Source organism: Flavobacterium sp. HSC-61S13, assembly GCF_024171535.1.
GTDB lineage: Bacteria > Bacteroidota > Bacteroidia > Flavobacteriales > Flavobacteriaceae > Flavobacterium.
In genome coordinates this window covers 34,982-47,671 of sequence record NZ_JALJZV010000005.1, presented here as the reverse complement: position 1 = coordinate 47,671, position 12,690 = coordinate 34,982, and the positions used below count along the sequence as shown (strand labels likewise).

The window sequence follows — 12,690 nt, the reverse complement described above, 5'->3', positions numbered from 1 at the left end:
TAATTTTGTTAAAAATTTATTTTATTTTTTCTTTATAAATAATTCTTAGATGAGTAGATTAGTAGAGATTTACGGGTGCTATGTAAAAAAAAACACCCCGACAAAACGATGGTTTTATCGGGGTTTATGATATAGATGGAGTAGGGGCTTAGTTGCCTCGTCTCGAAGATCTTCTTTCGTTTTTTGGAGCGCGATCCCGATCTCTAAACGTGGTTTTTTCGCGATCAAATTTTTTGCGAGGTCTTGTTGTTGTGGAATCGTTGTCCGTTGCAGCAGTTGCTGTGACATCTAAACTCGCTTCTTCGGTTTTTAATGACGGTTCTACCAATCGGTTCAGTTCAGCCAATTCCTCGGCTGTAATGTCGCGATATTGACCAACAGGCACATCTAAAGAGATGTTGATGATACGAACCCTTTTAAGGGCGACTACTTCATAATCTAAATAGTCACACATACGACGAATTTGTCGGTTTAAACCTTGGGTTAAAAACATTCTAAAGACAAACTTACTGACGCGCTCTACTTTACACGGTTTGGTAATGGTATCTAGAATTGGAATACCGCCAGACATGCGTTTGATAAAGTCATCGGTAATCGGTTGATCAACCGTTACTATATATTCTTTTTCGTGATTGTTTTTTTGGCGTAAAATCTTGTTTACAATATCGCCGTCATTGGTCATGAAAATCAAACCCTCACTGGCTTTGTCTAAGCGACCAACCGGAAATATTCGCTTTGGGTAATTGATGTAATCGACTATATTGTGCCTAACGGTTTGATTGGTCGTACATTCAATACCCACGGGTTTGTTAAATGCCAAATAAATTGGCTTATCGTTAGATTCCTGTATGCGTTTACCATCGACGATAATTTCATCGTCAGCACAAACCTTCATCCCCATTTCTGGCAAGATGCCATTAACAGTGATTTTTCCCTGTTCGATTAATCGATCGGCCTCTCTGCGAGAGCAATATCCTACTTCTGACAGATATTTATTGAGCCTAGTGAATTTGTTTTCCATTTCCATACTGCAAAAATAACTATTTTAAACTGGATTATAAGCAAAGTTTTACACTCGTTAACACCATAGCTTGCTCAGGGGGTTATAAAATGTGCAATACTCTGATAGACTTTGTCATTTTGAAGGCTATGACCGAGATTGTCCGTAGCGATTATCGTGGTTTTTTCGGAAGCATTTAAAATGGATATCGCTTCGGAAAAAGGTATGGTTTCGTCATGTCTATCGTGTATAATTAAGGTTGGTAAACTTATTTTTTGTATAAAACGATCGCTGTTGTAGTCCTCTAAGGGCATATTGATCATTTGTTCCATAAGCTTAACCAGGGCTTGATAGTTCCTGTCGGAAAAGGAAAGGAGATTTTGGAAGTTGTTTACGATGTTTTTAAAAGTGTTTGGGCAGCCTAAAATAATGTTTTTTTCCAGTTCTGGATAAGTGCTGTTCGCCAGTTGATACAGTGTTGAAAAAGAACCCAACGAATGGGAGATCAATATTTTTGGGCGGAATTCTTTCAGTGCTGTATCTATAAAAGCGCTGTAGATCGGCGGACTAAATTCCTTGCCATTACTCAAGCCCTGACCTGGTGCGTCTAAAGTGATGATGTTGTAGTTGAAAGTTTGTAAATACTCGATAAGTTGTTGCCACCGACTGGAATTGCTCTGCCATCCATGTACCAATAATATAGTAGATCCGGATCCCGACCAGCGATAGGTTTGAATTTGATGTTCTTTAAATCGAAGTCTTTTAAATTGGGCTAGTTGTAAGAATTTAGGTAGGGTATCAGCAGTCAATTTTCCACTTTGAGGCGTGGAAAATAGGGCGTAGGCCAGTGAAGTGCTTTTTTGAGCGTTAATAAAATACAAGAGATTTAGAAAAAAACCAAGGGTTTTTGAAACGACTAAATCTGCGGTTCTCCTAAAAAATGTTGTCATAAAAAAAGCCTCTAGGTTAGTAGAGGCTCAATTTAATTATATTTTTGCGATTAACGCTTCGATTTTTTCTCTTTCTTCTTCTGCAAGAGCGCTGTCAACTAAAATACGTCCACTATGCTCATCAGTAATGATTTTTTTACGTCCAGCTATTTCCATTTGGATCTGTGGAGGAATTGTGAAATATGATCCCCCAGAAGCACCTCTTTCTATAGATACTACTGCTAAACCATTTCTAACTCCATTACGGATTCTAGTATAAGCCATCAACAAACGCTCTTCGATGTTTTCTTGAAATTCAATTGATTTCTCCAAAAGCAATTTCTCTTCGCGTTCTGTTTCAGCCATAATGCTGTTTAACTCCGATTCTTTGTGCTCTAAATGCGTTTGTTTCGCTCCTAAACGCTCCAAAGTCTCTGTAATGTTTGTTTTTTTGAATTCGATACTGGCTTTCATCTCTTTGATGTGCTTTTCAGCAAGCTCAATCTCTAGATTTTGAAACTCAATTTCTTTAGTCAAAGAATTGAATTCTCTATTGTTACGAACATCCGTTTGTTGTTCGGTATATCTCTTTATAGAATCTTTGAAATTGTCAATCGCAGTTTTCTTTTCTTTGATTCCAGTTTCAATGTTGCTTAAATCAGATTGTAGTTTTTCTGAGCGTTTGCTTAATCCAGCAACTTCATCTTTTAAATCTTCTACTTCTAGAGGCAATTCCCCTCTCATATTTTTGATTTCGTCAATTCTAGAGTCAATTAATTGCAAATCGAATAGCGCTCTTAATTTCTCCTCAACGGTTAATTCTTTTTTCTTTGTCATATCTATAAGTAGTTAACTGGATTTGTATTTATACTCGATAAAATAATTGCAAAATTAGGCATTTTTTTTGTAAGATAATCAACTATATAGTTTTTTGTATATCGTTCACTCTCAAAATGACCGATATCCGCTAAAAGTATTTGATTTTCAGCCTCGTAAAATTGATGATATTTTAAATCTGCCGTAATAAATGCATCTGCCCCTTGCTGAATTGCTGCTTTAATGGCAAAACTTCCCGATCCTCCGAGCACTGCAACGCGTTTAATAGGCCTATTTAGAAATGGACTATGGCGGATTCCTCCGGTTTGTGTGCGAATTTTAACGTGTTCTAAAAATTCGGTTTCGCTCATCGCTATGTCCAATTCTCCGATCATACCCATACCTATATGCTGGTAAGCATTTTCTAAAGTATAAATCTCATAAGCCACTTCTTCATAAGAATGCTGGTCAAAAAGAGTTTTGAGGATTTTGGTCTCTAAGTGTTTTTCAAAAGTCACTTCAATTTTGGATTCCGTAACAGTTTGTAATTCTCGTTTGGTACCGATTGTGGGAGAGCTATCCTCATTACCTCTAAAGCTACCCGTACCTGTCGACACAAAACTGCAATCCTGATAATTGCCGATCTGACCCGCTCCAGCATCAAAAAGGGCTTGCTTAATAGTTGCGGTTTCTTCGATAGGGGCATAGGTAACCAATTTTTTAATATAACTGCTTTTCGGTAATAGAATTTTGGTCTGTGTCAAGCCCAGAGCTTCGCAGAAAATTTTATTAACCCCTTCTTTGTGGTTGTCTAAGGCAGTATGCACGGCATAAATAGCGATATCGTGACGAATCGCTTTGATCACCGCTCTTTCTACATAATTTTTCCCGGTTATTTTCTTTAAACCAGTAAAGAGAATCGGGTGAAAACAAACCACCATATTGCAATCCTTCTCTATAGCTTCTTCAATTACCGTGTCTAGTGCGTCATGGCAAACTAAAATTCCGTTGATGTCTTGCTGCGGATTTCCGACTAATAAACCAACATTATCAAAGTCTTCGGCATAAGATAAAGGAGCCATTTCTTCGAGTATGTCGATAATTTGCTTGATTTTCATAACTGTAAGGTAAAACGTTGTCTTCTCTAATGAGATATTTCTCAAAGATAAAAAAAAATGCTACTTTCGTGTTACCAAATCGCGAATAAGAACGCGTTCATCGCAAGGATCATGCTCCAGGTAAAAGTGACACTGTGTTGCTCTTGTAAATAAGAATATTTAAGTTAAATTATTCTGACTCATGTATTCTTGCCTTGCTATGGGGAATCAGTCTGTTTCCGATCTTAAAAAACACTACTATCTATAAATGAATTTAATTCGAAAAATATTATTTCCCTTTGCTGTTCTTTACGGATGGATTACTGAAGTCAGAAATGTTTTATACCACTACAATATTTTAAAAAGGCATACTTTTTCGATACCGTTGATTGTTGTAGGCAACCTTAGTGTTGGTGGAACCGGAAAAACGCCTATGGTGGAATATCTGATTCGATTATTGTCGGACAAGGTTCGATTGGCTACATTAAGTAGGGGATATAAAAGAACTAGTCAAGGTTTTATCTTAGCGGATCAACACACTAAAATGACGGATATTGGGGATGAACCCTTTCAATATCATCAAAAATTTAGCGGTATATCCGTGGCTGTTGATGCCAATCGCGTCAACGGTATTGAGCAGTTACAACTTCTTAAGCCCGATTTGGAATTGATTGTCTTAGACGATGCCTTTCAGCATCTACCGGTTAAGGCAGCTATGAATATACTGCTGACTACCTATTCGGAATTGTATTGTGATGATTGGCTTTTGCCGACGGGTAATTTGCGAGAAAGTCGAAAAGGCGCACAACGTGCGCAAATTGTTGTGGTGACCAAATGCCCTAAGAATCTAAGTGTTTTAGAACAAAAACGCATTGAACAACGACTAAAACTCACAGGTGATCAAAAAATATTTTTCACCTATATTGAATTTGCTGCGGAAGTTTTTTCGCAAAAAGAAAAAATTTCGGTATCTTTAATAGATAGGTCTCAGTTAGTTTTGGTTGCGGGTATAGCCAAACCCAAAACTTTCTTCGAACAATTAAAAACCGAAGATACCGTTTGTATGAGTTTTCCGGATCATCATGCTTTCAACGATCGCGATTTACAATTGATCTTAAAAAATGCAGCTGGTAAAAAGATCGTTACGACTGAAAAAGACTATATGCGATTGCAAGGGCTTTTACCCGATGAGCAACTATATTATTTACCGATTCAAACCGCTTTCCTTGCCAATGCAGATCGGTTTGATCAAATTCTTTTAAATTATGTGGAACAAGATTCAAGAAACCGTTCAATACCTCAAGGATAAAACCGGTTTTCAACCCGAAATAGGTATTGTATTGGGGTCGGGCTTAGGAAATTTTACCAAAGAAATACAGATAGAGCACAGCATTTCTTATGCCGATATTCCAAATTTCCCAACATCAACGGTGGAGGGACATCAGGGGAAATTAATTTTGGGTACTATAGGTGATAAAAGAGTCATGGCGATGCAGGGGCGTTTTCATTATTATGAAGGTTATGACTTACAACAAGTGACTTTTCCCATTCGTGTGATGAAATATATGGGAGCGGATAAGTTGATCGTTTCCAATGCTTCTGGAGGAGTCAACCCAAATTTTAAGGTTGGTGATGTCATGATGATATTGGATCACATCAATTTTATGCCGGAGCATCCTTTGAGGGGAAAGAATGATGAACGCATGGGACCTCGTTTTTTAAATATGCATCACGCTTATAGTCCGAATTTAATTGCTAATGCTCGAGAAATAGCTAAAGAATATCAAATTGACTTAAAAGAAGGTGTTTATTTTGGATTGCAAGGGCCTACTTTTGAAACCTTGGCAGAATATAAAATGGTCCGTATTCTTGGCGGAGATTGTGTGGGTATGTCAACGGTTTCTGAAATTATCGTAGCGCGACATTTGGATATGGAATGTTTTGGTATTTCGATTATCTCCGATATGGGTGATGAAACGGGAATAACACAACTAAGTCATCAAGAAGTTTTAAAAGCAGTCCAAGGTGCCGAACCTCATGCGCGCAAATTAATTAGGGAATTGATTTTGAGTATGTAGCTTATTCGCAGCTTTGTGAATGTGCGAATAAGCTTATCAAGACGTTAGTTGAGTTGTTGTATCAATAGACAGATCTTATGATAGTTTTTTGATTAAATCAATAATGCGTGAGGAATATCCGACTTCATTATCGTACCATCCTACGACCTTAACCATTTTGCCTAAGGCAGAAGTCAATTGCGCATCAAATAAACAAGAATGTGGGTTTCCGATAATGTCTACCGATACGATAGGATCTTCGGTATAGTCTAGAATACCTTTTAGGGTGGTCTCTGATGCTTTTTTAAACGCCGCATTAATTTCGTCTATACTGACTTCTCTTTGTACATAACAGGTGATGTCGGTTAGCGACCCATCAGGCACGGGAACGCGGATACCTCCACCGCCGATTTTACCATCGTATTCCGGGAATATTTTCGTTAGCGCTTTGGCTGCACCAGTAGTAGTTGGAACTATAGATTGGGCTGCGCCTCTAGCACGTCTGAGGTCTTTGTGAGGCTGATCGTGTAAACTTTGATCGGTAGTATAGGAATGTATCGTTGTGATATACGCTTGTTCGATACCGCAGAGTTCTTGGAGTACTTTAATCATTGGAGCAGCATTGTTGGTGGTGCAACTCGCATTGGAGATGATCAGCTCATCACCTTGGAGGATATTTTCATTAACCCCCAATACTACGGTTTTGATACTGTTGTCATCTGGGGGAACAGAAAGTATGACGCGTTTAGCACCCTGCTTTAAATGTGGTTCTAGTGAAGCGTAGGTTTTGCGTTTACCGGTGGCTTCAATGACAAAATCAATATTTAGAGATTTCCAATCAATATTTTCTATTTCTGCCTGCTGCAAATAACGTATGCTATCGCTACCGACTAAAAGGTGGTCGTCGTCGTGACCGACTTTCTCCGGAAGTATGCCGTGTATGCTGTCGTATTTTAATAAGTGAGCCATAGTGTGTATGTCAGCTAAATCATTAACTGCTACAACTTCAATGGAAGGATGTTGGCGCAATAGTCTAAAGAGTGTTCGACCGATACGTCCAAAACCGTTGATTGCTATATGTATTTTTTGCATAAAAAAACTAAAAAAGCAAGGTCGCTTTTACAAGCGACCCATGAGATTATAAAAGGTGTTTTTGAGCTTTATAAGAGGAGCGTACCAAAGCACCGCTTTCCACATGTCTAAAGCCTAAGTCCAAACCGATTTCTTCGTATTTTTTGAATTGGTCGGGTGTGATAAATTGTTTTACCGGTAGGTGTTTTTTACTCGGTTGTAAATACTGTCCGATGGTTAATACATCTAAATTAACACTTCTCAAATCGTTCATTGTTTGAATGACTTCAGCTTCAGTTTCGCCCAATCCCAACATGATTCCCGATTTGGTTCTATTGATACCGCTGGCTTTTAAATATCGCAATACTTCTAAACTACGATCGTATTTGGCTTGGATACGCACTTCACGAGTCAATCGACGCACGGTTTCCATATTGTGAGAAACCACTTCCGGGTGTACCTCGATAATGCGGTCAATATTTCTTTCGATCCCTTGAAAGTCGGGTATCAAGGTTTCCATAGTTGTCTCCAAATTCATTCGGCGTACCGCCTGAACCGTTTCTGCCCAAATAATAGATCCTCCGTCTTTTAAATCATCGCGATCAACACTGGTTAATACCGCGTGTTTGATGTTCATCAATTTGATCGAACGCGCTACTTTCTCCGGCTCATCCCAATCCACCGTTTCCGGGCGACCGGTTTTAACACCGCAAAAACCACATGATCTCGTGCATACATTTCCGAGTATCATAAACGTAGCAGTACCTTCTCCCCAGCATTCTCCCATATTAGGACAACTACCAGATGTACAAATCGTATTTAATTTATATTTGTCAACCAAACCTCTAAGTTCCGTGTATTTTTGACCAGTAGGCAATTTTACTCGAAGCCACTTTGGTTTCCCTTGTGGGAGTATATTTGATTCTAAAACAGTTTCCATAATAAAGAAGTTCTTTCTTAGGCAAAGATAATTAATTTTATTCTTCTATACGTCTATTCTTCCTTTCGTTTATTCTTTTATACGCCTATATGTCTATACGCCCATGTGTCCATACGCCCATATGCCTATCAGCCTATCCGCGTATCTGCGTATCTGCGTATGAGCGTATGAGCGTATGAGCGTATCCGCTCTAAATCAAATATCCTCCTTTATTCTGTTGGACAAAGCATTTAATTGATTGGTTATGATTTCAAGTTTTTCCCTTAAATGGATGTATTGATCTTTACTGATGAGTTCTAGGTCGTATGATAAAATCAAAAAGTTTAATACTTCTATAGCTGAACTAAAACTTTGATTGATGAATTTAGCTTTGTCCTTAGGTGTATTTCTAGCTGTTCCCTCTGCAATGTTTGCTGAAATGCTCACGGTAGCCCTTCTGATTTGTGAGGTAAGACCAAATTTTTCGTATTCAGGAAATTGGGAGGTTAGGATATAGATGTCTTTCGTATACTCCTTGGCGTTTTGCCAAACCCTTAATTTTTCAAAATAAAATTCTCTCATTTTTTATTGTTTTTATAGGTTAATGTCCATCGATTACTTGTTCGAAACGACTGTTATACTGGTAAAAACAATTTCACGGAATTCTTACTGATTAGCGTAGCCGATTTCGAAAGGTTTTTTTGATATTTAATTCTAAAAGTAGGTTTTTTTTTATAAATGCTTATGCGCCTATATGTTTATACGCCCATATGCCCATGTGTCTATACGCTCATATGTCTATACGCTCATATGTCTATACGCTCATATGTCTATACGCCCATCAGCCTATCCGCGTATCCGCGTATAGACGTATCAGCAAATCCAAGAATACATTTGTCTAAAAAACTTAAAAAAAGTATCTTCGTTGCAAATAATAAAATAAAAATCATGGAGCAGCAAATTAAGAGTACCCCTATAGAAAGATGGATTACCAATCCTTTAAATCGATGGGCCAGTAAATCTACTTCAGGTGGTATCGTTTTATTTCTTGCGGCATTGATCGCTATTTTTATGGCCAATTCGCCTTGGGCAGAGTGGTATCACCATTTATGGGAACATAAAATAGGATTTGGCTTTGACAATGAATTGTTTTTGAATTTAAGCCTTCATCATTGGGTTAATGATGGTTTGATGGCTGTTTTCTTTTTTGTTGTTGGATTGGAATTAAAGCGCGAATTAACTTCGGGAGAACTCTCTTCGCCGAAGAAAGCGATGTTGCCTATTATTGCAGCAATTGGAGGAATGGTTGTTCCGGCATTGATTTATACTTTTTTTGCTTTTGGAACTGATGCAGCACACGGTTGGGGAATTCCGATGGCGACGGATATTGCGTTTGCATTGGGGGTTTTACATCTCTTAGGCGATCGTGTTCCTGTATCGCTAAAGGTGTTTTTAACTGCTTTAGCCATTGCAGATGATTTGGGTGCGGTATTGGTTATTGCAATTTTTTATACTTCTGAGTTATCGATGATGCATTTGGGTATTGGACTGGGATTCTTCTTGGTTTTGGTAATCAGCAATATTATTGGAATTAAAAATGTATTGTACTATGCGATAATAGGTATAGTAGGTGTTTGGTTGGCTTTTTTGCTTTCGGGTGTTCACGCAACCATAGCTGCGGTATTGGTTGCTTTTGCTATACCATCAACTGCACGAGTTGGTGAAAGTTATTTCGTTCAAAAAATGAATCTTTTGCGAGACCGTTTTAGAGGATTGGATCCTAAAGAAAAAATATCAAATTTAACCACGGAACAGGTATATATCGTCGAAGAAATGGATACCTTATGTACAGATGTGATTCCTTTATCGTATCGTTTGGAGCACGGTATGCATGGATTTGTAAGTTTTGTAGTTATGCCGGTTTTTGCTTTGGCCAATGCGGCTATTCCAATCTCAATGGGTGAAGGAGGAGGACTGAGTTATGTGACTATGGGTGTAGCCTTAGGACTGCTATTAGGTAAGGTAATAGGGGTATCGGGCTTAACGGCTTTATTGATTAAAACCAAACTGGTGAAAATGCCGGAGGGCATGACTTATACCAATTTATTTGGATTGGGATTCTTGGCAGCTATTGGGTTTACGATGTCGTTGTTTGTAACCGAGTTGGCTTTTGATGCACAATTACATCCCGAATATCCTGGTCAAGCTAAATTGGGAATCTTGATTGCTTCTGGATTGGGAGGACTCATAGGTTTCTTACTGTTAAATAGAAAAGCTAAATAATTTTTGGATTTTGGGCGTTACCCTTCGGGTCAGGCCTTCCATTCTATCTTTGACTTCGCTACCGCTGTGTCAAAGGATGCCATTTCAGTCCTTAACGCAAGGATTGAGTAGGGAGAAATACGGTTAAAATCAAAACTAAAACAACCGCATTTATACTAGATACAAAAAGCTATATTTGCAAAATAGATAAAAAACAATTCGATGATTACAGTAAATGATGTAGCTGTTCAATTTGGAGGAACAACCCTTTTTAGTGGGGTAAGTTTTTCGATTAATGAAAATGATAAAATTGCCTTGATGGGTAAAAACGGAGCGGGTAAGTCCACTTTGTTAAAAATAGTTGCTAATCAGAGCAAACCCTCTTTGGGGTCGGTTTCCGCACCTAGAGATGCGGTAATAGCATATTTGCCACAACATTTATTGACTCAGGATGATTGTACGGTGATGGAAGAAACTTCCAAAGCCTTTGCTACTGTTTTCAATATGAAAAAGGAAATCGATGAAATCAATGAACAGCTAACCATACGTACGGATTACGAAAGTGATGCTTATATGAAGTTGATCGAACGCGTTTCTGAATTGAGCGAAAAATTTTACGCGATAGATGAGGTAAATTACGAGGCGGAAGTTGAAAAAATATTGAAGGGACTAGGATTTGAACGTTCAGACTTTACGCGTCCAACTTCGGAATTTAGTGGAGGATGGAGAATGCGCATTGAGCTGGCTAAAATCTTGCTTCAAAAACCGGATTTGATCTTATTGGATGAGCCAACCAACCACATGGATATCGAAAGTATTCAATGGTTAGAGGAGTTTTTGATCACCTCTGCCAAAGCGGTTATGGTTATTTCTCACGATAGGGCTTTTGTCGATAATATCACCAATAGAACCATTGAGGTAACTATGGGAAGAATCTACGATTATAAGGCTAAATATTCCGATTATTTAGTGTTGCGTCAAGACCGTCGTTTGCATCAGATCAAGGCCTATGAGGAGCAACAAAAAATGATTGCGGAAAATACTGAATTTATCGAGCGTTTTAAAGGAACTTATTCCAAAACCCTACAGGTTCAATCTCGAGTAAAAATGTTAGAGAAACTCGATATCATTCAGGTTGATGAGGTTGATAATTCGGCCTTACGCCTAAAATTTCCACCAGCAGCCCGCTCAGGACAATATCCGGTAGTGGTAGAAGAGCTAACAAAAGTATATGGTGATCACGTGGTATTTCAAAAAGCCAATATGGTGATTGAGCGCGGACAGAAAGTAGCTTTTGTCGGTAAAAATGGAGAGGGAAAATCGACGATGATCAAAGCGATCATGAACGAAATTGACTTTGATGGAAAACTTGAGGTGGGGCATAACGTACAGATTGGTTACTTTGCACAAAATCAAGCCTCGTTGTTGGATGAAAACTTAACGATATTCGATACCATTGACCGCATTGCCGAGGGAGATATTCGAACGCAAATCAAAAACATATTGGGTGCATTTATGTTTTCGGGAGACGATATTCAGAAAAAAGTAAAGGTACTTTCAGGAGGTGAAAAAACGCGTTTAGCAATGATTAAATTGCTGTTGGAACCCGTGAATGTATTGATACTCGATGAGCCGACCAACCATTTGGACATGAAGACCAAAGATATTATCAAGGAAGCTTTAAAAGATTTTGAGGGAACCGTGATTTTGGTATCTCACGATAGGGACTTTTTGGATGGTTTAGCAGAAAAAGTATTTGAATTTGGAAACAAACGAGTACGGGAGCATTTTGAAGATATTAAAGGTTTCTTGGCACATAAGAAAATGGAGAACTTAAGAGAAATCGAAAAGAAATAAATGAAACTAAGGTTTGAAAAAAAAAGGGACTGTCGTCATTGGCAGTCCCTATTTTTATGGATTATAATTACTTTTTAAGGTGTAAGTAGTAGGTATTATTATCTTCTTCTTCTTTGTATTCCAATTGTAATTCTGTTGCGGTTATTAGAACTATTTTAACATCTGCTGTTTCTGTTATTGTAGGAATTTCTTGAGAAGAAAAAGTTAATAGTAGTGATTTTTCGTTCTTAAGTAACCAAGTTCCTTGCTCATTATGAGTAGTGCAGTCTTGATTTTGTTGTTTCTCATGGTATTCGTTGATGTATTGGAAGTCTTTGGTAAAGTCATAAGTATCTTTGGCTGAACAGTCGTCCATTTCATACGCTTTTTTGATACCATTTGTAATTTCTCCTTCTTCTTGAATATTCCATTTTCCAATCAACAATTCTTGAGTTGTAGGTTCTGGAGGAGGAGGAGGAGGAGGAGGTGTGCTACTATCGTCACTACTACACCCAATAGCTAGAAATAAAAGACTTGTAAATGTTAATGCTGTAATAATTTTTTTCATTTTTTCTTAGTTTTTTTAATAAGGTGCGAAAGTAAATATTTAAAAGAAGTTAATCGGTACAATTTTAAGGTGTTTTATTGTGTTAAAAAGATAGTTTTGTCGTATAAAAAGCGCTATATCTCAAGGAAATATAGC

The 12,690-nt window shown here is 38.0% G+C and carries 12 protein-coding genes; 4 read left to right on the top strand and 8 right to left on the bottom strand.

Annotated elements, in window-relative coordinates; translation table 11 throughout:
- Window positions 1–148: 148 nt before the first annotated feature.
- The 4 genes from rluF to L1275_RS06335 form a co-directional block, all read right to left on the bottom strand.
- On the bottom strand, window positions 149–1,021 hold the full coding sequence (rluF, locus tag L1275_RS06350; RefSeq protein ID WP_253471311.1) for a 23S rRNA pseudouridine(2604) synthase RluF: 873 nt from the start codon (window positions 1,019–1,021) through the stop codon (window positions 149–151).
- A 74-nt stretch (window positions 1,022–1,095) separates the two neighbouring features.
- On the bottom strand, window positions 1,096–1,950 hold the full coding sequence (locus tag L1275_RS06345) for an alpha/beta hydrolase (RefSeq protein WP_253470967.1): 855 nt from the start codon (window positions 1,948–1,950) through the stop codon (window positions 1,096–1,098).
- Window positions 1,951–1,986: 36 nt separating this feature from the next.
- Window positions 1,987–2,766, bottom strand: a complete 780-nt coding sequence (locus L1275_RS06340; protein ID WP_253470965.1) for a zinc ribbon domain-containing protein — start codon at window positions 2,764–2,766, stop codon at window positions 1,987–1,989.
- A 2-nt stretch (window positions 2,767–2,768) separates the two neighbouring features.
- Window positions 2,769–3,863, bottom strand: a complete 1,095-nt coding sequence (locus L1275_RS06335; RefSeq protein WP_253470963.1) for a Nif3-like dinuclear metal center hexameric protein — start codon at window positions 3,861–3,863, stop codon at window positions 2,769–2,771.
- Window positions 3,864–4,110: 247 nt separating this feature from the next.
- On the opposite strand from L1275_RS06335, the gene lpxK reads away from it, so the two are divergent.
- Together lpxK and L1275_RS06325 are read left to right on the top strand one after the other, a co-directional pair.
- The gene (gene lpxK, locus L1275_RS06330) at window positions 4,111–5,151 is read left to right on the top strand and encodes a tetraacyldisaccharide 4'-kinase (RefSeq protein ID WP_253470961.1); all 1,041 of its coding nucleotides are present in this window, start codon (window positions 4,111–4,113) and stop codon (window positions 5,149–5,151) included.
- Window positions 5,108–5,920 (top strand): purine-nucleoside phosphorylase, encoded by an 813-nt coding sequence (locus L1275_RS06325; RefSeq protein WP_253470959.1) that lies wholly within the window; start codon window positions 5,108–5,110, stop codon window positions 5,918–5,920. Before lpxK ends, L1275_RS06325 begins: the two co-directional genes overlap by 44 nt.
- A 75-nt stretch (window positions 5,921–5,995) precedes the next feature.
- On the opposite strand, the gene gap is transcribed toward L1275_RS06325, so the two are convergent.
- The 3 genes from gap to L1275_RS06310 all read right to left on the bottom strand — a co-directional run bounded on the left by gap (window position 5,996) and on the right by L1275_RS06310 (window position 8,471).
- Window positions 5,996–6,991, bottom strand: coding sequence for a type I glyceraldehyde-3-phosphate dehydrogenase (gene gap, locus L1275_RS06320; protein ID WP_253470957.1), 996 nt, complete (start codon window positions 6,989–6,991; stop codon window positions 5,996–5,998).
- Window positions 6,992–7,037: 46 nt separating this feature from the next.
- Window positions 7,038–7,910, bottom strand: coding sequence for a lipoyl synthase (lipA, locus tag L1275_RS06315; protein ID WP_219294225.1), 873 nt, complete (start codon window positions 7,908–7,910; stop codon window positions 7,038–7,040).
- Window positions 7,911–8,105: 195 nt separating this feature from the next.
- The gene (locus L1275_RS06310; RefSeq protein WP_253470955.1) at window positions 8,106–8,471 is read right to left on the bottom strand and encodes a four helix bundle protein; all 366 of its coding nucleotides are present in this window, start codon (window positions 8,469–8,471) and stop codon (window positions 8,106–8,108) included.
- A gap of 366 nt (window positions 8,472–8,837) precedes the next feature.
- Between L1275_RS06310 and nhaA the strand changes: the two genes are divergently transcribed.
- Both nhaA and L1275_RS06300 read left to right on the top strand, forming a co-directional pair.
- Window positions 8,838–10,172 (top strand): Na+/H+ antiporter NhaA, encoded by a 1,335-nt coding sequence (gene nhaA, locus L1275_RS06305; protein WP_253470953.1) that lies wholly within the window; start codon window positions 8,838–8,840, stop codon window positions 10,170–10,172.
- A 201-nt stretch (window positions 10,173–10,373) separates the two neighbouring features.
- Window positions 10,374–12,008, top strand: coding sequence for an ABC-F family ATP-binding cassette domain-containing protein (locus tag L1275_RS06300; RefSeq protein WP_253470951.1), 1,635 nt, complete (start codon window positions 10,374–10,376; stop codon window positions 12,006–12,008).
- A 67-nt stretch (window positions 12,009–12,075) separates the two neighbouring features.
- Here the strand turns inward: L1275_RS06300 and L1275_RS06295 are convergent, their stop codons facing one another.
- Window positions 12,076–12,555 (bottom strand): lipocalin family protein, encoded by a 480-nt coding sequence (locus L1275_RS06295; protein WP_253470949.1) that lies wholly within the window; start codon window positions 12,553–12,555, stop codon window positions 12,076–12,078.
- Window positions 12,556–12,690 lie beyond the last annotated feature (135 nt).